At 47.6% G+C, this 20,838-nt stretch carries 17 protein-coding genes; 9 read left to right on the top strand and 8 right to left on the bottom strand.

The features are described 5' to 3' along the window. The first annotated feature begins 315 nt into the window (after nucleotides 1-315). Genes MYF79_RS18020 through MYF79_RS18010 form a run of 3 tightly spaced genes read left to right on the top strand, consistent with a single transcriptional unit; the run spans nucleotide 316 to nucleotide 4,382 of the window. Nucleotides 316-3,348, top strand: coding sequence for an OmpA family protein (locus tag MYF79_RS18020; protein ID WP_247809038.1), 3,033 nt, complete (start codon nucleotides 316-318; stop codon nucleotides 3,346-3,348). 2 nt (nucleotides 3,349-3,350) lie between these two features. Beyond that, a complete protein-coding gene (locus tag MYF79_RS18015) occupies nucleotides 3,351-3,908 on the top strand; it encodes a T9SS type A sorting domain-containing protein (RefSeq protein WP_247809037.1) in 558 nt (185 codons plus the stop codon). Nucleotides 3,909-3,920: 12 nt separating this feature from the next. Further along, complete coding sequence (locus MYF79_RS18010) at nucleotides 3,921-4,382, top strand: VOC family protein (protein WP_247809036.1); 462 nt, start codon at nucleotides 3,921-3,923, stop codon at nucleotides 4,380-4,382. Here the strand turns inward: MYF79_RS18010 and MYF79_RS18005 are convergent. Beyond that, nucleotides 4,373-5,464 (bottom strand): mechanosensitive ion channel family protein, encoded by a 1,092-nt coding sequence (locus tag MYF79_RS18005; RefSeq protein WP_247809035.1) that lies wholly within the window; start codon nucleotides 5,462-5,464, stop codon nucleotides 4,373-4,375. The genes MYF79_RS18010 and MYF79_RS18005 overlap by 10 nt on opposite strands. A gap of 88 nt (nucleotides 5,465-5,552) precedes the next feature. Here MYF79_RS18005 and MYF79_RS18000 point away from each other — a divergent pair, with 88 nt between their 5' ends. The 5 genes from MYF79_RS18000 (at nucleotide 5,553) to MYF79_RS17980 (ending at nucleotide 11,258) form a co-directional block, all read left to right on the top strand. Then, complete coding sequence (locus MYF79_RS18000) at nucleotides 5,553-6,905, top strand: DEAD/DEAH box helicase (protein WP_247809034.1); 1,353 nt, start codon at nucleotides 5,553-5,555, stop codon at nucleotides 6,903-6,905. 237 nt (nucleotides 6,906-7,142) lie between these two features. Then, entirely contained in the window at nucleotides 7,143-7,631 is a 489-nt protein-coding gene (locus tag MYF79_RS17995) for a response regulator (protein WP_199656672.1), read from the top strand. An 86-nt stretch (nucleotides 7,632-7,717) separates the two neighbouring features. Beyond that, the gene (locus tag MYF79_RS17990; protein ID WP_247809033.1) at nucleotides 7,718-8,893 is read left to right on the top strand and encodes a glycosyltransferase; all 1,176 of its coding nucleotides are present in this window, start codon (nucleotides 7,718-7,720) and stop codon (nucleotides 8,891-8,893) included. Between the two features lie 631 nt (nucleotides 8,894-9,524). Continuing rightward, nucleotides 9,525-10,883, top strand: coding sequence for a sigma-54-dependent transcriptional regulator (locus tag MYF79_RS17985; RefSeq protein ID WP_199656670.1), 1,359 nt, complete (start codon nucleotides 9,525-9,527; stop codon nucleotides 10,881-10,883). 18 nt (nucleotides 10,884-10,901) lie between these two features. Then, a complete protein-coding gene (locus tag MYF79_RS17980; protein ID WP_247809032.1) occupies nucleotides 10,902-11,258 on the top strand; it encodes an Hpt domain-containing protein in 357 nt (118 codons plus the stop codon). 71 nt (nucleotides 11,259-11,329) lie between these two features. On the opposite strand, the gene MYF79_RS17975 is transcribed toward MYF79_RS17980, so the two are convergent. From MYF79_RS17975 to MYF79_RS17955, 5 genes are all read right to left on the bottom strand, one after another. Further along, a complete protein-coding gene (locus MYF79_RS17975) occupies nucleotides 11,330-11,791 on the bottom strand; it encodes a PA2169 family four-helix-bundle protein (RefSeq protein WP_199656668.1) in 462 nt (153 codons plus the stop codon). Between the two features lie 160 nt (nucleotides 11,792-11,951). Further along, complete coding sequence (locus tag MYF79_RS17970) at nucleotides 11,952-12,347, bottom strand: nuclear transport factor 2 family protein (RefSeq protein WP_247809031.1); 396 nt, start codon at nucleotides 12,345-12,347, stop codon at nucleotides 11,952-11,954. Between the two features lie 92 nt (nucleotides 12,348-12,439). Continuing rightward, nucleotides 12,440-13,312, bottom strand: a complete 873-nt coding sequence (locus tag MYF79_RS17965) for a class I SAM-dependent methyltransferase (RefSeq protein WP_247809030.1) — start codon at nucleotides 13,310-13,312, stop codon at nucleotides 12,440-12,442. Nucleotides 13,313-13,426: 114 nt separating this feature from the next. Further along, the gene (locus MYF79_RS17960; protein ID WP_247809029.1) at nucleotides 13,427-13,693 is read right to left on the bottom strand and encodes a hypothetical protein; all 267 of its coding nucleotides are present in this window, start codon (nucleotides 13,691-13,693) and stop codon (nucleotides 13,427-13,429) included. Nucleotides 13,694-13,776: 83 nt separating this feature from the next. After that, complete coding sequence (locus MYF79_RS17955; RefSeq protein ID WP_247809028.1) at nucleotides 13,777-14,280, bottom strand: DUF4251 domain-containing protein; 504 nt, start codon at nucleotides 14,278-14,280, stop codon at nucleotides 13,777-13,779. A 152-nt stretch (nucleotides 14,281-14,432) separates the two neighbouring features. Here MYF79_RS17955 and MYF79_RS17950 point away from each other — a divergent pair, with 152 nt between their 5' ends. Further along, entirely contained in the window at nucleotides 14,433-15,782 is a 1,350-nt protein-coding gene (locus MYF79_RS17950; RefSeq protein ID WP_247809027.1) for a sensor histidine kinase, read from the top strand. A 353-nt stretch (nucleotides 15,783-16,135) separates the two neighbouring features. On the opposite strand, the gene MYF79_RS17945 is transcribed toward MYF79_RS17950, so the two are convergent. Further along, on the bottom strand, nucleotides 16,136-17,560 hold the full coding sequence (locus MYF79_RS17945) for a SusD/RagB family nutrient-binding outer membrane lipoprotein (protein WP_247809026.1): 1,425 nt from the start codon (nucleotides 17,558-17,560) through the stop codon (nucleotides 16,136-16,138). Between the two features lie 12 nt (nucleotides 17,561-17,572). Next, nucleotides 17,573-20,701, bottom strand: a complete 3,129-nt coding sequence (locus MYF79_RS17940) for a SusC/RagA family TonB-linked outer membrane protein (protein WP_247809025.1) — start codon at nucleotides 20,699-20,701, stop codon at nucleotides 17,573-17,575. Between the last annotated feature and the right edge of the window lie 137 nt (nucleotides 20,702-20,838).

Raw genomic sequence — 20,838 nt, 5'->3', positions numbered from 1 at the left:
CACGTTTTGGGGAAGCGCTGGGAATTGAGTATAAGCACTGAAACCCGGTTAATTCATTCACGATTGATAATCAACATATAACCCCTTTCCACTTAAAGTTTTCTTTCAGTTCATATACTACGAAAGTTGTAAAAATATAAGGAGAAATGAGTATAAACCCTTCATTTCTACATCCAACGTGTAGCAGGTTGGTGCAGGCAATACATTAAAATAAGAATAAATAGAATATAAATCATATCTTTACTTTATTTATAATATAAGATATAATATAATATTATATACTTATAGCCTTATTACTGTTATAACTTGTATGAGATGAAAGCAATTTTACTCATTTTATTAGTTCCTATTTTCGTCTGTTCCAGCTTCGTCGCGAAAGCACAGCAAAGTGGATTGTGGGGTATCAACTACCAGGCAATCGCCAGGGAAAACCCTAAGGGTGCTGTAATTGGCCTGCAGGCAATACAGGTAAAATTCAGTATCCTGGATGGTAGCCCCGATGGTAATCCCCTGTACACTGAAAAGCATTCGACCACAACCAATAGCCAGGGTCTCTTCTCCCTGGTGATAGGTACCGGTACTCCTGAAGTGGGGGATTTCAAAACCATTCCCTGGAGCAGAGGTAACCAGTACCTGAGGGTAGACCTGGACATACATGGAACAAATGACTTTGTGCCAATGGGTGTAATGCCATTCATGGCGGTACCTTATGCACTTTATGCAGCTAATGGCGGCTCCGGCGGCAGCGGCGGTGGTAATACCCTGGTCAGCATTGAATGGCTGGGTACGCTCACAGCGCCACCGGCAACACCTGCTGCAGGTCAGGCATATTATAACAGTACAGATAAACGCTCATACATTTACGATACTACCGGCGCTACCGGCACCTGGAATATTATGGCCCAGGACGGTTTACCAGGTACATCCATCTCCTGGCTGGGCTCATTTACATCAGCACCTTCCAGTCCCGGCGTCAACCAGGCTTATTACGACCTGACAGACCGGAAAGCATATATATATGATGGTTCCGCCTGGCAGGTTTTCTCTGAAAGTGGTCAGAACGGTGTTGGAACGGGCATCAGCTGGCTGGGGTCCCTGGCAACGCCACCCGCCAGTCCTGCTATAAACCAGGCTTACTACAATACAACAGACAAAAAATCCTATATCTACGACACCACCGGCACCGGCAGCTGGCAGATCCTGACACAGGATGGCATCTCGGGTACCTCTATCAGCTGGCTGGGCACACTGGCTACGCCACCCGCTACTCCGTCGCAGAATCAGGCTTATTATAATAGCACCGACAAAAAATCCTATATCTACGATACTACCGGTACCGGCACCTGGCATGTACTGGCGCAGGATGGCTCAACCGCGGTTTCGATCAGCTGGCTGGGTACTTTAACGGCCGCTCCTGCCGATCCCCTGGTAAATCAGGCCTATTATAACAGTGCAGACAGAAAAGCTTACATCTACGATAGCACCGGCACCTGGCAGATCATGGCACAGGATGGTACAGGATGGAACCTCTCTGCGCTGGAATATCTCGATAACGGTTCAATAGGCCTGACAACAACTGCAAATGCCGATACCGTAAAGTCATCAAGCAGGGCCTGGCTCATAAGAGGCAACAAAGACACAAACCCCGCGCTTGACTTTATCGGTACTGTAGATGATAATCCATTCATTATAAAGGCTGGTGGTACTGCCCCTTCATATGAGAGGCTCCGTACCTTCCCCGATAAGCCAGTGACCATCTTAAACGGTACGGACGATGCGGGTGCGCAGGTTGGTAAAGCCGTATTAACCGTATTCTCGAGTGAGGTGCCTACTGGTATTATCAATGGCGATCCGAATTACGCCAATGGTATAGTCGGTTATGCGAACAGTAGTACGGGCGCTGGTATAGCGGGATATAACTTCGGTAGCGGTCCTGGTGTAAAAGGCTCTACAGCTTTCGGCCCTGCCGTTCTGGGACTGGGTACTTCCCGTTACATACAAGGTGTAAAAGGAACCAACTCTTCCACCAACGGTGGTCTGGGTGTGGAGGGTACTACAAACTCCCCTTATAAACCAACAACAGAGGTAAGGTCTGCCGGTGTGATGGGTTCTTCCACCCACGCCTCCGGTTATGGTGTGGTTGGTATAGGTAACAACCTGAAACCAGACCTCTTCACAAACCCTCCTACGATTGGGGGTGGTATGATGGGCATTGGTACCCGTGCAGGTGTGGTTGGCTTTGGAACAACAGCTACCAATGGTATTGGCGTAGTTGGCGGCGGTAACAACGAGGTAGTGGTATATCCGATCGGTGGCGCTGGTATAGCCGGTTCTGCAGGCGGGTTGAACACTGGAGTAGGCGTGCATGGTTTTGCGAAAGGTAACGCTACTGACATCGACCGTTGGGGCGGCGTTTTCCAGTTTGGTACTGGTATCACCGCAACACATGTATATACTTACCTGGCCGGAGCTAATTCCAGCGGTATCTATGGCCTGATCTCCAACGGGACCAAATCAACTGTGGTAAAAGACGCCGCAGGTGAAAACCGCCTCCTGTTCTGTACAGAGGCGCCTGAAGTGCTCTTCCAGGACTTTGGAACCGGTGAGCTCAAAGATGGTGCTGCTCATATTGACCTCGAAGGCCTGCTTACAAAAGTGATCCGCGTAGACGCCAAACACCCCATGAAAGTGTTCATCCAGCTGGAAGGTGAATGTAACGGCGTATACGTGACAAATAAATCAGCCAAAGGATTCGATGTAAAAGAATTACAGGGCGGCAAATCAAATGTTCCTTTCACCTGGCAGATCGTAGCATCCCGTGCGGATGAAGTACTGCCCGACGGAACAGTGCTCCCTTACTCAGACAGACGTTTCCCTGTTGGTCCGGGCCCCTTACCGGTAATGGAAGCATCTACTGCTGCTACTCCTGACGTTCCGGCGACTACCGCGCAGCCGGCCCTTAAAACAGTAGCGCTGAAAACAACAGAAAAAGAAGTTATCAATACAGCATTCTCCAACCTTCAGTTTGCCAGCGCGAAAGCAGATATCGCTACTGCATCACTGCCTTCGCTCGAAAAAATGGCCAACCTGCTGCAGGCGCACCCCGAATGGCACCTGTCGCTGAGCGGACATACCGACAATGAAGGAACCGAGGCATTTAACCAGACTTTATCAGAAAAAAGAGCAGAAGCGGTAAAACAATACCTGGTTAGCAAAGGCGTTGCCGCTGCCAGAATTACCGCTAAAGGGTATGGACAAACGAAACCACTCGCTGCCAACGACAGCAGGGCTTCCAAAGGAAAGAACAGAAGGGTGGAAATGGAAATCCTTACTGAAGAAAAACCTTAACAATGACAGTCATCAGAAAAATATTTGCCGCTAATGCTGTGTGTGCGTCCCTCCTGGTTTCCGGAGCGGCGCACGCACAGTACCTTGAAAGGCAGGTAATAACAAGCACAGGCAAAAACATCACCTACGAAATTGGCCCCCAGTTCGAAGGGGGACTTGACCTGGACTGGACTGCAGGCGATATTGCTGTGAAAACTATCACATATCCGGAGGTGGCTATGCTTACACAAGGATTCCTGCAGCCCCCGCTTCAGAACCTGCTAGTACTGAAAGATAATGACATGGTGTTGTATCCCAACCCTATTGTAACAACGCCCAAACTGACGATCGTTTATATGATGGATACCCTTTCCACAAAAACGATAGATATCCGTATTTTAGGCATTGGCGGGAATACTGTGTACACCGAAAAGGGAATAGCCCGTACCCCGGGAACAGGCACCAGATTTGAACGTGACGTCGATGTCAGCAAGTTCTATCCCGGCGTATATGTAGTTACCTTATTCCTGAACACGGGCATCAAAGTGAGCAGAAAATTCATAAAATTTGATTCCCAATAAGTATATTGGAGCATGAAAAGACGGATTCCACAATGCCTTTTACTGGTGGCTGTTATGATCATCTCCGGTATACCAACGTTCGCCCAGCGGAAAAGCGCTATGTTAAATCATATAGCGCTTTATGTTTTTAACCTGGAAAAGAGCACAGCCTTTTACAGGGATATTATCCAGATAGATACCATCCCCGAGCCATTTCATGATGGTCGCCATACCTGGTTCAAGGTAGCTGAGCACAGCCACCTGCACATTATATCAGGAGCGAAGGAAATTGTTTCCCACGACAAAAACTCCCATCTCTGCTTCAGCGTTCCCTCAGTAGAGGAATTTATGCAACGCCTGCGGCAGCATCACATCCCCTTCGAGAGCTGGAAAGGTGAGGCAGATAAGCCTACCCTCCGTGTGGACGGCGTAAAACAGATATATTTCACCGATCCCGACGGCTACTGGGTAGAGATCAATGACGATCATCCCTGATTCGCTATCAGCGGACGTTCTCCTCCTTCCAGAATAGCACGCTTCCTCGGCAGGCAGTATGCATGATGCTCCTGTATGAAAGCCAGCATTTTCTCACGTAAATAACATCGCAGGTCAAAAGCCTTACCCGAACTGTTGGCACTCACCAGCATACGGATCTCCACTGTCTGTTCGGTAATATTGGTGACTTGCAGGGCCTTTACCCGTTTATCCCATAGTGGCTGATCTTTCAGCAGTCGTTCAAATTCTTCGCGCAGCAGGTCGACAGGCGCTGTATAATCCAGGTACAGGAAAGCAGTGCCCAGTATGGCAGACCCGGTGCGCGTCCAGTTCTGAAACGGCTTCTCTATGAAATAATTGATGGGCAGGATCAGCTTGCGCTGGTCCCAGATACCCAGTACCACATAGGTGAGCGTGATCTCTTCCACTCTGCCCCATTCACCTTCTACCACCAGCACATCGTCAATACGGATAGGCTGTGTAAAAGCGATCTGCATCCCCGCCAGGAAATTGGACAGGGAACGTTGTGCAGCAAAACCCACAATGATACCACCTACCCCTACTCCGGTCAGCAGGCCCGCCCCGATCTTCCGGAGGTTGTCAAAGCTCAGCAGCACTGCGCACAACGTCAGGATCATAATTGTGCTGATAGCCAGCTTACGCACAAACTGCAGCTGCGTGCGCATCTTTCTCTCCCGGAGATTATCCTCTTTTTTAAGATCATAAGTATGTGTTATATAGTCCTCAAACACTTTCACCAGGCCGGTCAGCATAAAACCAAAGGACACGATGAGGGAAATCTCCACCGCCTTACTCAGCACGGCCATCGGCTTTCTGCCCAACTCCATAAACGGCAGCACTATATCAAAGATCAGCACCGGCAGGAAATAGCTGACCGGTGTTCCCAGGCGGTTCAGTACAGATCTCACAAATGAATAATTGGTAACCTTTCTCGATGTAAATCGCAGGATGACCGACACGAGATATTTGATGATCAAGCCGCTGATAACAGCCGCAAAACCAAGCAAAATATTCCATAAAAAGGGAGGCAGGCGGAGGTCCCGCTGGAGATTTTCTAGCATATCAGACGGTTTTTCGATTCCCGCCTTTGCTGCAAAGAACATACCGTATGTGCTCTGATTACAATTCCGTATCTTTAACTAATTATTTTTGAATCAAAACCATATAAGCATTTTGTATTTTGACGAATTTGACCTGGATGACCGGGTTCTGGATGGAATAGATGCAATGGGATATACCACAGCGACGCCCGTTCAGGAAAAAGTTATCCCCCCAATTATTGCCGGGAAAGACATCCTGGCCTGCGCTCAGACAGGTACAGGCAAAACAGCAGCATTTCTGTTGCCCATACTGCATCGCTTAATTACTGAGCCTCACGATACACATAAGATCAACTCACTGATCATAGTACCCACTCGTGAACTGGCAGTACAGATTGCCCAGACACTGGAAGGTATGTCCTATTTTACATCTGTCAGCTCTATTGCCGTATATGGTGGTAGCAACGGGGCACTGTTCTCTGCGGAAAAGAAGGCGCTGACTTCGGGCGTGGATATCGTGATCTGCACTCCGGGACGCATGATCGCCCATCTGAATATGGGCTATGTAAAACTGGACGCCGTCAAGTACCTTGTGCTCGATGAGGCTGACCGCATGCTGGACATGGGTTTTAACGACGATATTATCAAGATCACCTCCTTTCTGCCCAAACAGCGGCAAAATCTCCTGTTTTCCGCCACTATGCCGGACAAGATCCGGAAACTGGCCCTCAGGATCCTGCATGAGCCGGAGGAGATCAATATTGCCATCTCCAAACCGCCGGAGAAGATCGTACAGGAAGCATTCATCGTTTTCGAGGAACAGAAGATCGCGCTGATGAAGCACCTCTTGTCCCAGAAACAGTTCGGCAGCATCATTATTTTCTGTTCCCGCAAGCAGAACGTAAAACAGCTTTGCCATGAGCTGAAAAGGGCCCGTTTTTCCGTCGAAGAGATCCACTCTGATCTGGAGCAGGAAAAGAGGGAACAGGTGCTCATGGACTTTAAAAACAGGAAACTGAAAATGCTGGTGGCCACGGACATCCTGAGCCGTGGTATCGACATCGAGGATATTGACCTGGTAGTTAACTACGACGTCCCGAACGATGCGGAAGACTATATCCACCGTATCGGACGTACGGCCAGAGCGGCCACCGATGGCACCGCCTATACCATCGTCAGTGAAAAGGAACAGCGGAAATTTGCCAGGATTGAGGAAGTGTTGGGAAAACCAGTCACCAAGGCGGAAGTACCTGCGGCCCTCGGCCCTGTACCTGAATACACTCCGAAAACCGGCCGCTCCGGCGGAGGCAGAGGGGCACACGGTAAAAAGCGTCCCGGTGGTGGAAACCGCAACCACAAACCATCAGGTAGCAATCACCGTGGCGGCGGACAAGCCCCCCAACATCGCAGCAAGAGCAACAACGGGCAACGCAGCGGCAATAGCCACCCGCAAAAACCATAAATCGGGATGCCATCCCCACCGTCTGAAAGTAATTGCATATCATATTATCTGAAACGTTCCGCCTCGGTGGAACGTTTTTTTTATGAGCCAGCTCTATTTTTCCATTTTTTGGAATTTTTTCCTGCAAATGGACGTTCCAGCTCCCTATGCCAATCCTGACACCAGCCACCATGGCCGATTTGGAGCGATCTGGCATTCTGGCATCCAAATGGATTCTACTTAGTCAAACGACGCAATATGGCAAACAAATTCGACAGCAAGATTTATGTAGTAGATGATGATCCATTCTGTCTCGCCACCTACGATAAGCACCTCAGGGCGCAGGGATACGAAAAGGTTACCTGCTTCTTATCGGGCACAGACTTTCTGCTGCAACTGTCAGATGAGCCGGATATTGTGCTGCTGGATCACGACCTTGGAGATATGACCGGGCTGGAGTTACTGAAAGATATCAAGCGATTTAATTCAGACATCTTCGTGATCTTCGCCAGCTCCCGTCAGCAACCGGAAATCGCAACAGAATCACTCAAGAACGGCGCGTTCGATTATATAATTAAAGACGACAGCGTATTGGATCATATAACAGCCACGCTTAATAAACTATTTGTAGTGCAGGATTATCTGAAGAAAAAGCGAAGGAATAACAGGTTCTTCTTTTTCGTTGGATTGATACTGGCGTCCTGTTCATTGTTCAGCTACTTATACGACGTATTGAGATCTTCATGACCTAGGCTGCCTGCCAAACCTACAACTGTTAAAGAAGAGTTCTGCTTATCCCTATACCTATATCCACCACACAAACAACGCACATCATGAAAAAGATCATAGCAGTACATCTGCAGAACGACAGGAGCGGTAACACGCTGGTATTCCGCCAGTCTCTGGAAACACTGGCAGAAAAGGAAATGGAAGTACACCTTATTACTAATCGTACGGGAGAGATGCCCGGATTCCTCACAGGCATTCCGGGTGTACAGTACCACTACATAAATTATTCTGAACGGGGGAACAAATGGCGTTTATTCTTCAGCTTCCTGCTGGCACAAGTGCTGATCTTCAGGAAAGTATTGAGTCTGTATGAACCGGATGCGAAAGTATATATCAATACTTTACTGCCTTTCGGAGCGGCATGGGCCGGCAGGCTGAAGAGGGCGCCGATCACTTATCACATACACGAAACAGCGGTGCCTTTGCCTTTCTTCCGCGCAGTATTGTACGGATCCGCCAAAAGACTGGCTACACATGTTGTGTTCGGGTCCAGGTACCTGCAGTCGCAGATGAGCTTCCCTAAAGCGGAGAAACACGTCATTCACAGTTGCCTGCCACAGTCGTTCGTACAGGAAGCGGTGTTGCATTCCAATCATGGTTCCCGCAAAACTGTATTGATGATCGCCCCATTGGATGAAGAAAGCGGATTGCGCGAACTTCTCGAACTGGCGGCACTGATGCCGGCCACAAAGTTTGAACTGGTGATCAATGCGCACAAAAAAGAAATTGACGCTTATTTTGAAAACTGCCAGATGCCGGACAACCTGATGGTATATGGTACACAGCTGAACCTGCATCCTTTCTATCAGCGCGCTGCTTTGGTGCTGAACCTCTCTCACGTCGAGAACCACAAGGATACGTTCGATATCAGCATTCTGCAGGCAATGAGTTATGGCAGACCGGTAATTGTACCACTGAGTGGCGGAGCAAATGAGCTGGTGGCGCACGGATGGAACGGTTATCGCATCAGCGGCCATTATATCGAAAAGGTACGCAAACACGTAGAACAGCTGCTACAGAACAAACCTTTATATGCTGACATGTCTTGTGCGGCACAGCTTGTAGCATCTCAGTTCAAACCGGAACTTTTCAAACAGCAGGTAGAAGACATCTTTGTAGAAGGTAGTTACTTCACTACTTCCCGCAAAAAAGAACAACTGGCAGAAGTACTGCTCTACCCTGCTGCTTTACAGGAATACATTGACAATTCAAGAAATTAATACAGGATATGGATGATGCCGGATGCTAATTCAGAAGACTTAGACTAATTCAGGAGTCATTCAAAGTACCAGTTGAAGTTGTGTGTTGAGTTTGTGGATTTCATCCCGGCCCCGGTGCAGGAGCTACCAGTGAGTCTGAATGGGGCCGGCCGATGAGTCTGAAAGAAATTGAAATTGATTACGGATGTGGATGTTATGCTTGCCAGCTTGAGAATGCGTCATCCCGGCCCCGGTGAAAAAAGAGAAGTGTTGTAGAGGGGCCAGGCGATGATAATACTAAAAAAGATCTTTCTAAAAATATTGTGTTGAGTATGTGGACTGTCATCCCGGCCCCCCGTGAAGTTGCTGTCAGTGTGTGTGGAGGGGCCAGGCGATGATCGTTGAAAAGAAGAGATTTATACGTGGACGTGGTCCTTGCCGACTTTGAGAGTGCTTCATCAGGGCCCCGATGCAAATGGATTGTGAGGCAGAGGGGCCAACTGATGATATATCAGAACAGTGAACAATTTTTTTTTTGCTTGCCTACATAATCCCTATCGGGCCTCCGGCGCGTACACTTTCGGAAGGTGTTGCAAAGGAGGCCTTTTTTAGATGATTGGAAATTTTCCTAAATTAACAGAAAATTCCATGAATGCTCGATTTTAAGATTTTTATTGTAGAGGATGATAAGTGGTACGGAGGATTATTACAGCATTACCTCAGTCAGAACCCCGACTACGAAATAACCTTAATTGGCTCAGGCAAAGAATGCCTGGCGCAGTTGCACCGGAAACCGGATCTTGTGACAATAGACTTTGGGCTTCCCGACATGAACGGGGAAGAACTTTATAAAAAGATCAAACAGGCCCAGCCGAACCTTCCCGTAATCATCATCAGTGCTCAGGAAAAGATCACGACGGCAGTAGACCTGCTTAAAATGGGTGCAGAAGACTACCTGGTAAAAGATGATAATACCCAGCAGTTATTATGGAAAGCGATCATCCGTTTACGGGAAAAACTCTCTCTCAAAAACGAGATCTCCGAGCTCAAGGCCGAACTCAAGACCAAATACGATTATTCCCGCTCTATTATAGGCAACAGTCCTGCCCTGCAAACCGTTTTTAAGCTGATAGACAAGGCTGCCGGTTCGCTTATCAATGTTTCCATATCGGGCGAAACAGGTACCGGAAAGGAATTAGTAGCACGGGCTGTCCATTACAATTCCGCGAGAAGTGGTCATCCCTTTGTGCCTGTGAACATGGCAGCCATTCCGAAAGAGCTGGTAGAAAGTGAACTGTTCGGGTATGAAAAAGGCGCCTTCACCGGTGCGCAGAACAAAAAGACCGGCCGCTTTGAAGAAGCAAACGGCGGTACTCTTTTCCTGGACGAGATCGGAGAAATGGACCTGAATATACAAAGCAAACTACTGCGTGTATTGCAGGAAAAAGAGCTTACCCGCCTGGGAGGTACCAGCAAGATCAAACTGGACTTCAGGCTGGTAGTGGCTACTCATAAGAACCTGGCGGAGGAAATAAAAAAAGGTAATTTCCGTGAAGACCTTTATTACCGCATTATTGGTCTTCCCATCACCCTTCCTCCCCTGCGCGAGCGCAAGGAAGATATCCTGCTGCTGACACAGCATTTCCTGGCCGCTTACTGTAAGGAAAATAAGGTAGCCGAAATAAAAGTATCCCCAAGTGCGAGAGAAAAATTACTGGGATACAGTTACCCGGGAAACGTGCGTGAACTGAAATCAGTAGTGGAACTGGCAGCAGTAATGTCGGAAAATAATCTCGTGGAACCCGAAGATATTACCTTCCTCTCAGGTAATAATCACGATGTTGATACTGTATTGAATACGGAACTGACCTTAAGAGAATACACAAGGCTCATCATCCGCAATTACCTGAAACGATATGACGACAATGTGCTGCTGGTTGCGGAAAAACTGGATATCGGCAAATCAACCATTTATAAAATGTTACAGACAGGTGAAATAGAGGGCGCCTGATGATACTATCGACCTATTATGCGACCGGAACATCAACTATATACGTATACTTACCTTTACAAGATAAGTAATACCAGTACTTCGTTCATTCAGAAAATGATCATGCTTTTTATTTCATCGCTGGATGAATATCTTGCGGAACTGGCCACCTTGCAGGAGCAGAAGAATCTCCCGGAACTCAAGAAAGTATTGCACAAAATGAAGCCAAGCGTCATGAACCTGGAGGTAAAGGGAGCTGCAGAAATATTGAAATCACTTAGTAGCACCACCTCCTGGAGCAATGATACAGATAAACGCGTGAGCCAGTTGCGGGAAATATTTGCCGCCATAAAACCAATGATGGAAAAAGATCTGGCCCATATGGGCACAGAATAGATATAATGCAAAAGAGGCTGCACTTCCAAAATGAAGGCAGCCTCTTTCAATTTTTTTACCCTGCTTATTGGTTATCTGTTCTTATTCGCATCGCGCAGCGCTTTGATCTGATCGTGAGAAGCTCTCAAAGTAGCCTGTTGTTCACTGACCATCTCGCGTAGGTAAGCAGGCAGATCTTCGTCTTCCAGAGCTGTTCTGTACGCACGTTGTGCGGCATCTTCACCGGCCTCACAGTTAGCCAGTACAGTGTGGCGGTCGTGGCCTGTGAATACGGCTTTCACGTCCATCCACGCGCGATAGATCTTACCACTTGTAGTGGTAGAATGGTCCATGTCACCACCCAGCGCATTTACTTCTGTACCCAATGCAAGACGGATCTCATGGCTTTCGCTGATCATGGAAGAGAATAACGCTTTCAGATCTGAATCTTCCTCTTTTAACTCTCTCAACGCCTTTTCATATCCTTCTATACGGTCATTATTGATCTGGATCAGATCATTCAGTACCTCAATAGTTTCAACTGTAGCTTGCATAATATTAGTTTTATTGGTTAACAGATAAGGCTGTTTTGCCTCTGTGTTACGCAATAATGGTCACAAAATTATGCCACAGGAATTTCTCTCCTTATAAGGGCTGTATCCCGTAGAAGTTGGAGTAATGTTCTCATCATTATGGGTAAATTAAAGGACGGGCTCAGGCGGGCACCTTTACCGCCTGGCGGGCAAGTAATTTCCACTGACTGCCATCTTTACTCCACACCAATAAGACATACAGTTTTACATGTCCTGCCACACCATTATCATTAGTATCTGCAGTAAGTGTATGTCTTACAATAGCGGTATTCCCGCTGATAGTGATCTTCTGATCAGATAGATCGATGGAAACAAAATCAGATTTTCCACTCACGATATTGGAAACAAAAGTGGGCTTGTCCTCTATTTTGCCTCCGGAATGGCCGTAAGATAATTTTTCATCAGCTACTTTTTCAAGTGCAGCTTTATCTGCGTCCACCATGGCTTTTCTCAATATTTCCACCTGTGAAGCGACGGCCTTTTCTTCTTTGGACTGTGCGAAGGAAACTGTTGACATTATGCAAAATGCTAGTAATATGGAGTATATTTTCATACAGTTCGGTTATACAATAAAAATATAGAATAGCGATTAAAAAAATAAGTGCTTTGTTATCTTTTCACGGCAAAGGCAACACGATAAAATTCATATCCTTTTTCACTACGCTCCGGCAGGTAATGATTGCGGTATTCTCCTGCGCTGTAATCTTCCAGCAGGTCCATGTCAAAATTGTCCAGGTAACGTCTTGTCAGGAAGGGTTCCAGTCCAAATGTCCAGTTCTCTTCGATCTGCTTCAGATCTTCCAGCAACTTTTCACCACCAAAAAACGCAGCAGGATACCTGATGATCTTTTCATCCACATAAGTAAAGATCACATAAGTGCCTCGTGCAAATTGCCGCATAAAAGCAAATGTGGCCCCAACGGCATCTGCAGTGAGATAATTTGTTACGCCTTCCCAGACAAAAACAGTGGGCAAGGTCCTGTCAATCTGCTGTTCGGCTGCCAGCTGATCAAGGCTCCGCTCATTAAAGTATGTCTGGATATACCGGACATTTTCCGGCAATTTCCCCAGGCTCTTTTTCACCCGCTCCTGTTTCAGTGCGGCGGTAGACGGATGATCTATTTCAATCACTGGCAGGGCCCGCAGGAAGCCCAGTCTCAATGCGCGGGTATCGTATCCTGCTCCCAGGATGATCACCTGCTTAACACCGTTACGTACGGCCTGTTGCAAGAGCTCATCGATATAGCGGGTACGTGCCACACCGGACGATAGCGCGCCTGGAATTCTCTTCCGGATGATGCGATAGACCAGGCTGCGGATAAAGGGAATAACTGACAACTGGGTAACGAATTTAAAGCCTGTGGTAAGAAAAGAAACGGCATAAGGGTCAGTGAACAGTCTTTTCCCGGATGGACGATTAGTCTCCAATGCCCGGAACAGCGCCATGTATTGCGCTGTACGACTGGCGGAATTTGCTTTCATAACGGTGGATCTAGCGGTTTTCCTAAAGATAATAAAAAAAGCTGCGGATAAAACTATCAGTAATAGTATTATCCGCAGTCTCTTACATGTGCCTTTTTACAAAGACGCTATCCCTTAACTTAAAGAATATTCATTCTCCTTCATGAACACTACAAACGCTTCCTGGGTCCACTGCTTATAATCGTCCAGGTTAATGCCCAGTTTTTCATCGCGCTGTATTTCCTTGATCTCGCGGCTATCCCAGTAGCCCCTGGCCAAAGACTGCACATTGGCAGCTGTATCCTTTGCTTCGACCCCATAATCACCAGGGTAGCTTCTGTAGTTACCCATTGCCAACTCCTGGATTGCATGCTTAACGCCTTCTTTACTGTTCTTTGACATAGTTAAAATTTTTAGTTCGCCGTATGTAAAACAAGAACTATTCCTCTATGCCAGAAATTGAAGACGTTTAGCGGAACTTTAACTTATCTTTTAGTTTTCTTTTCGGTGATATAGCCGTTGAATGTGATAGGCTGCCTGTTGTTACTAATTACCTGCAGAGAAGCATATCCTGTCTCAGAAACACTTAAGGACATTAATCTTGTATCTTGTGTATCATGCGGTTTGATTACGATATCCCAGCCGCCTTTCTTCCTGGCAGTCTGGGTATAATCAAATTTTGTAGAGGTAAACTGTATACCGCCCTTGGTGGGGTCCATCGGCGCATTGTACGCACGGCCAAAATAAGGCAGGTAACTGATGATCGTGTCCGGAGAGAACTTCACGTCATAATCGGAGCTCAGCTGCCTGTTGGCCGTCGGACTGGTAGGTAAAACCGTCTGGGCTTTAAACACATAACTGCGGGCCGTGATCAGTTTTTCAATAGCCAGTTCTTTGCTATCTTGTTTCGTCTGCGCGTATAAATAATTGGAAAACAGCGTTGTAAGAAATATCACTGCTGCCATCCCCCTGCAATGTGCACTTCTCATAATAAGGAATTTAATGGTAGAATATGCTAAGATCATTCCATATTTTGTTATATAAAAGTTATAACATGTATGTGTTATAAATATTCGCTTTTAAACTATGAACTTTGCGTAACTTATTCTATTATCAGCATTTAGACTCTAAAAACCCGCATTTGCATAAACTTGTACGTAAACTAGCCGACATATGGGAAGAACTGGTAGGAGACCCCGCATCGTTCTCGCTTGAGAACCGCGCGTTTAATTCCATCAGCGTTGTGACGATGGTACTGCTGGTTGTATTATTGCCTTTTAATATGTGGCTGGGATTGACGGCGGTGTGGATAATGGTAGCCACCTTGCTGGTGTTACAGGCTTTCTTTTTCTATCTTTCCCGTTACAGGCGCATTTACTATGCCAGTATGCTGGCCTATGTAATAGTTAGCTATATCACCCTGACCGCTACCTTTTATCTCAATTCCGGCAGCCATGGTCCTGCCCTGCTGCTGTTCTTTTTAACCTTCAACCTCCTGATCGCTTTCAGTCCCCGAAGCCAGCACTGGATCTGGGCGCTGTTGCATCTGTTGCTCCCGGTCATCCTCTTAACCAAAGAATACCTTCATCCCGGCTGGATAACTGACAGCTATTATAAGAACGCTTCAAACAGGTATATTGATATCCTTTCCAGCTATATTGTTACGCTGACTTGTATCTACCTCATTACCAATTACCTGAGGAAGAACTATGAAAGGGAAAAACAGAATGCGGAAGTACGTGCCGACAAAATTGACATTCAGAATATTAACCTTGAACAGCTGAACCAGAAAAAGGATAAACTGTTTTCCATTATAGCGCACGATCTGCAGAGCCCTCTCAATTCAATCATCACTACACTACATCTCATTGCAGAATACGAGCTGGAAGAAGAAGAAAAGAAAATGCTTGGCGACGAACTGCTGACCCTCACCAAAAACACCTCCAACCTGCTGACCAATCTCCTGACCTGGTCAAAACTGCAGATGGATGGGAAAGGCGTCAGATTGTCGCAGGAAAATATCTATGAAGCAGTAGAAAGGGTATTGTCCATACAGCGTATGCTGGCGGATAAAAAATCAGTCACCGTTATTTCCCGCGTAGATCCGAATATCTTCATCACTGCTGACCATAACATGCTGGAACTGGTGATCCGTAACCTCATCAATAACGCTATTAAGTTCACACCTTCCGGCGGGCAGGTTGAGATCGATCTGCGGATTAAAAACGATACCTGTCAACTCATGGTTGCGGATAATGGTATTGGGATCGATCCCAGCCAGCAGGAGGAGCTCTTCTCGCTTAAAACCCAATCCACCTTCGGTACCAACAATGAAAAAGGCATCGGCTTAGGCCTGGTGCTTTGTAAGGAACTGCTGACTTTGCAGCATGGAGAATTGTGGTTTGAAAGCGTCCCGGGCAAAGGAACCACCTTTTACGCCAGTTTTCCGCTTAGCCAGGCAAATAGCAGCGATAAAAAGTTGTCTGCCTGAAGTATCGCCATTGCCCCTCTTCAAGTGCCGGTGCATCCACCGTTGCATCCTGCCCATTTTCAGAAATCACATCCTGAATGACAAATGAGATCCCCGGCCTGCAGGTTAGCATCTCCATGTCATCACGCTGAGAGGTACCAGGCATGCATCGCCGATGTAGCTGGTCAGATACGGGTAACATACCCCGTGAAATTATCAAGTGCTTATAGAGATTCGGTGGAGGTACAGTGGAGGTTCGCTTATCCTCCCTTAATCCTCCCTTCTGAAGGGAAGATTAAGGGAGGATAAGGCTATGTCGACCGAACCTCTACCGAACCTCAACCGAATGAATCAAACGGATTTCAAGGCCCGCCTTACTTATCCCACCACAGACGATCTGCCAGTGAACCTACTGCCGGCACATGCTCTCCATTCCGGCTGGTTTCGGACGTAGGATACCCGACTCTTCTGATAAAAGTGTTCAGCTGTGCGTTGGTAGGCAACTTGAAATCTTTGTACTGATAGTCAAAACGGCGGGCATCTGTCCAGGTTTCGGGTTGCAGGAAGGTGGCCACATATTTCTCCTTGAAAATGAGCTCTTTAGTAAAAGCCGCTATACCTACCGCGACTACCGGGTTGCTCAGGTAGGCCTGTTTAGCGGCTGGAGCAACACCCATCTTATCCATGTTGGCCGCAATGCCGTCCAGGTATGCCTGGTAAGACCTGGCCTTATCTGTGCCAAAAGAGGCCTCTGCTTCGATGAATTTCATCTCGGCATAGGTGAGCATCAGCAAAGGTGCTCCACCCCTGGAATAGAACCCATTTGGCGATAAAGCGCATGCTGAGTTATCTGTACCGGAACCTGTGCGGCCTACCCCATTTGCAGTCCCCCTGTAATCGCCGAAACGTGTTGTGTCGGTAATAAGCGGAAGGCGGGGATCAAAAACTCCGAAAGTGGTCCCGTTAAGGGCATTTACAAAAGTGGCGCTCAGCCATCCGTCAAGGGTACCGCTGGCATTATTTTTTGCTACCCCATTCCAGAGGCTCAGGCTTTCGAAGCGGGTCACCTGCGCGTCGTCGGCATTACCTGTGTAGGCATTTGCCAGCGCTGCCAGAATAGCAGCAGGATCATAACCAGGTTGTTTGCTCATCCTGTTCAGCAGGCGGGCCTTCAATGCATAAGCGGTTTTGATCCAGGAGGCTTTGTTGCCCCCGTGTATCAGGTCGTTCGTTGCATCGAGTGTGATCTGTGGATTAGCCAGGTTTAATGCCGCCACTCCCTGGTCTATAAGCGACAGGCAGCTATCGTAGATGATCCGGGCAGAATCATATCCCGGTTTCAGGTTCGTTCCCTCACTCCAGGCTTCCCGGTATGGCGCATCGCCATAAAGCGCTGTCAGCATGCTCATGTTGAAGGCTTCCAGGATATCAGCTACACCCAGGTGCTCATATGCATTACGTTCCAGGGCCAGTTTTTTCATCTGGCGGATATCGGTCACATTCAGGTAGATAGCCCTCCAGTTAGTGCTTCTGTCCACATCGTCGTAAATGTCGGAACCGCTACCCGTATTGGGAGAGGCCAGTTGTTGTACATAGTACGAGGTAATATTTCCCGTGGAGAAAACATTCACCGCCGACTGGTAGGTAGCCCCTGCCAGCAGACCGTTAATGGGCGGATTTTCCGTCAGATTGGGATTGGTCTGGTTTACATCCAGGTATCCTTTCTTACAGGCAGCCAGCGAGAACAGCAGTCCTGCCGCCAGCGCCAGTATATATATTTTGAAATGTGTACGTTTCATTGATAGGCTGTTTTAGAATTGAAGGTTTACGCTGAACAGGAAACTGCGTGTGGCCGGATAAGTGAATCCTGAGAACGCATCCGAGGCGTTGTTGCCTGCAGAAGAGGAACTTGTTTCCGGATCGAAGCCCGTATACTTAGTATGGAGCCAGAGATTGTTCCCTGTAAATGATACCGTTGCCCCACTGATCGTCTTTGTACCGCTCAGCCACTGTGCAGGCAATGTATAAGAAAGGGACGCAGACCGCAACCTCACCCAGGAAGCATCTTCAATAAAATTCTCACTGGCTCCCCTGTAATAGTTCCTGTAAAAGCCGGCGCCGTAGTCCACCCCATCCGGACCTTTGGCCTGACCCAGGTAAACGGGTTTGGTATTGGGTGTTCCGTCGGCATGCACTCCTGTGAAGACGATCGTCTGATCGCGGTTCTCCGTCTGTCTGGACTCCCCAAAGGCCGCCAGGAAGTTGGACAGCTGGTTATATTTGTAATTGCCGTGACGCACATCCACCAGCAATGACAGCGAAAGCTGTTTATAACGAAGGGTCTGTGTAGTGCTACCTATCCATTTAGGCAGGCTGTTACCCAGGTAACGCTGATTGGATGCATCATCCAGCACAGGAAAACCATTAGCCCCGATCAGGAGAGGAAGGTCTTTGCGGAGGGTGACCTTATCATCCGTTTCACTACCATAATAGCGCTTGTAAGTTCTGCCATATAAAGCGCCATAGGACTGACCAGGAACAAGTTTAGTAGTTACGCTGGAACTGAGATAACCAAATTGCGTAGAAATAACGATCTGTCCCAGGTTGTCATTCAGCTTCTCCACACGGTTCCTGTTCGTTGAAAAATTCACCCGGAAGTCCCAGCTGAAGTCTTTTGTGTGCACCGGCATAGCGGACAACGTCACCTCCAGGCCTTTGTTATTGATCTCACCTGCATTTACGTAAGCCTTATCAAAACCGGTAGTGGGAGAAACGTCTACCGGCACCAGCAGGTCCTTACTCTTCTGCTGATAAGCGGTCACTTCCAGTCCCAGCCTGTTCTCCAGGAATCTCAGTTCGGCACCTGCTTCCAGTGTCTGGGTAAATTCAGGGCGAAGGTTAGGGTTTCCTAAGGTCCTGTTCTGGTAGAAGGGAATGGTTGAACCCAGGGGAAGACCGGTTTCAAAACCATTGGTGATCGCGTAAGCATCACCATCCTTACCGATCTTAGCATACGACATTTTCGCCTTGCCATAGCTCCACCAGTCAGGTAGTTTGAACTGGTCACTGAAGATGTAGCTCAGACTAACAGAAGGATAAAAGTAGTTACGGTTACTTCTTGACAACGTAGTGGTCAGGTCATTCCTGCCTGTCAGTTCCAGGAAGAGGTAGTTGTTCAGTCCCAATGTAAGGTCTGCGAAATAGCCATAGTTCCTGTAGTCGAAAATGTACGAATCGGCTGTCACGCGTTTGGCATTTCCCAACAGGAAAAGATCGGGCACCACCAGGGTATCTCCCATTACACTGCTCCTCCTTACCCGCTGATCGCGCAGGTCATGGCCCAGTTTCAGGTCGATGGAATATTTTTCGTTGAATGTATGCGTGATGTTTGCCAGCAAGGTAGATGTCAGGTTACGGCTACGCAGGTTATATTCATAAATGAATCCGTATTCATTGTCATCCAGATTGGGCGCTTCGCCCACCAGTCCTTTCGGGCCGGGCGCCTGGTGGGTTCTGCCATCCGTATAGAAATCGTTCCCGATGCGATAGGAAAAATTCAGCCATTGCAGCGGTTTATAAGTGATAAACGTACTGGCGATGGTACGGTTCACGTTATCCCTGAACTTGTTGGTTGACAAAGTATAGATAGGATTGTTCGTACCACTGCTATAGGTCTGTTGGGTGCCGTCTGCTTTCACGTAATCTTTCATGTTCCAGCGGGGCGACCAGTAAATGATCTGCTCACCATAGCGGTCTGAATTCACCCTGTTACCGCCCGAGTTGATGTAGTTAAGCGAAGCACCTGCGCTGATCTTATCGCTCACTTTAAATTGTGCGTTGAGGCGTGCATTATAGCTTGTATAATCACTGAATGGGATCACACCGTCCTGGTTGAAGTAGGACATTGATCCCATTAATTGCGCCTTTTCAGAACCACCGGTCAGGTTCACAGTATGACGTGTTTGTGTACCGGTTTCAAAGGCCTGTTTGTAATTATTATACAGTTTGTCGGGGTGAGTATTATCCAGCTTTTTCGCTTCTTCCACAGTAGGGCCGAATGTAGGCCAGAAACTGGCGGGATCGTACACGCTCAGGTATCCCTGGGAGAATCTGGATTGTACCTCCGGCGTCTTATTTACTTTATCCAGCCCGTACATACCACTGTAGCTCACCTGCAGCTTACCGGCCTTACCCGATTTAGTCGTAATAAGGATCGCTCCGTTTGCGGCACGGATACCATATAGCGCGGTAGCGGCGCCGCCTCGTAGAACAGATACACTCTCGATATCATCCGGATTGATATCACTGGCGCGGTTACTCATGCCTCTTGTTTCTGAACTGCCGGTGGTATAGGTACTGTTGTCAATCTCTACCCCGTCTACAATGAATAAGGGCTGACTATTCCTGTCGCTCGCAATGGAATTGATACCCCTGATAATGATGCGGGAACCCTGACCCGGTCCTCCGCCGGCACTGGAGATCTGTACGCCGGCCACCTTGCCCTGCAACGCGTTCACCACATTGGATTGATGATTCACGTTCAGGTCTTTACTTTCCACCTGTTGAATGGTATAACCCAGTGCGCGTTTTTCCTTCTTAACGCCAAAGGCAGTGACCACCACCTCTCCCAGGTCTTTCAAAGAGGTCTGCATAGTAACGTTGAGTGTCTCTCCATTTCCTGCAGGTAATTGTTGTGTGGCATATCCCACGTAAGAGAATACCAATGTAGCATTGTCGCCGGTGAGGGTTATTGCATAATCACCGGCTGCCCCTGTAAAGACATGGTTCTGTGTACCCTTTTCCAGTACAACCACTCTTTCAAGTGCCTGCCTGTTTTCCCCGGCAACTACCTGTCCGCGCACAGTTCTACCCTTCTGGGCAAATGCGGCAGAACAGGTAGCCAATAGCATGACCAGTGCCAGCCCTGTAAAAAATTTCATAAGCTGTAAGTTTAGAATAAGTGATGTGAAAAAGCATGAAAATTTAACCGTCCCTGGAGACAGCATGGTTTGTCCAATAGTGCAATAAACAGCTTCCTTTAAAATAGCTACGAACTTAGAGTTTCCTCGACATAAGC

It is taken from the genome of Chitinophaga filiformis (assembly GCF_023100805.1).
Lineage (GTDB): Bacteria > Bacteroidota > Bacteroidia > Chitinophagales > Chitinophagaceae > Chitinophaga > Chitinophaga filiformis_B.
Note: the sequence above shows the minus strand (reverse complement) of the source record. Positions and strands in the feature narration are given on the sequence as shown.

What these genes read in the sequence shown, in the direction of transcription:
- MYF79_RS17940 (WP_247809025.1), bottom strand. Translation starts at nt 20,701, where the DNA reads ATGAAATTTTTTACAGGGCTGGCACTGGTCATGCTATTGGCTACCTGT.
- MYF79_RS17995 (WP_199656672.1), top strand. Translation starts at nt 7,143, where the DNA reads ATGGCAAACAAATTCGACAGCAAGATTTATGTAGTAGATGATGATCCA.
- MYF79_RS17945 (WP_247809026.1), bottom strand. Translation starts at nt 17,560, where the DNA reads ATGAAACGTACACATTTCAAAATATATATACTGGCGCTGGCGGCAGGA.
- MYF79_RS18015 (WP_247809037.1), top strand. Translation starts at nt 3,351, where the DNA reads ATGACAGTCATCAGAAAAATATTTGCCGCTAATGCTGTGTGTGCGTCC.
- MYF79_RS18005 (WP_247809035.1), bottom strand. Translation starts at nt 5,464, where the DNA reads ATGCTAGAAAATCTCCAGCGGGACCTCCGCCTGCCTCCCTTTTTATGG.
- MYF79_RS17970 (WP_247809031.1), bottom strand. Translation starts at nt 12,347, where the DNA reads ATGTCAACAGTTTCCTTCGCACAGTCCAAAGAAGAAAAGGCCGTCGCT.
- MYF79_RS17955 (WP_247809028.1), bottom strand. Translation starts at nt 14,280, where the DNA reads ATGAGAAGTGCACATTGCAGGGGGATGGCAGCAGTGATATTTCTTACA.
- MYF79_RS17965 (WP_247809030.1), bottom strand. Translation starts at nt 13,312, where the DNA reads ATGAAAGCAAATTCCGCCAGTCGTACAGCGCAATACATGGCGCTGTTC.
- MYF79_RS17960 (WP_247809029.1), bottom strand. Translation starts at nt 13,693, where the DNA reads ATGTCAAAGAACAGTAAAGAAGGCGTTAAGCATGCAATCCAGGAGTTG.
- MYF79_RS18010 (WP_247809036.1), top strand. Translation starts at nt 3,921, where the DNA reads ATGAAAAGACGGATTCCACAATGCCTTTTACTGGTGGCTGTTATGATC.
- MYF79_RS17980 (WP_247809032.1), top strand. Translation starts at nt 10,902, where the DNA reads ATGCGACCGGAACATCAACTATATACGTATACTTACCTTTACAAGATA.
- MYF79_RS18020 (WP_247809038.1), top strand. Translation starts at nt 316, where the DNA reads ATGAAAGCAATTTTACTCATTTTATTAGTTCCTATTTTCGTCTGTTCC.
- MYF79_RS17985 (WP_199656670.1), top strand. Translation starts at nt 9,525, where the DNA reads ATGCTCGATTTTAAGATTTTTATTGTAGAGGATGATAAGTGGTACGGA.
- MYF79_RS17990 (WP_247809033.1), top strand. Translation starts at nt 7,718, where the DNA reads ATGAAAAAGATCATAGCAGTACATCTGCAGAACGACAGGAGCGGTAAC.
- MYF79_RS17975 (WP_199656668.1), bottom strand. Translation starts at nt 11,791, where the DNA reads ATGCAAGCTACAGTTGAAACTATTGAGGTACTGAATGATCTGATCCAG.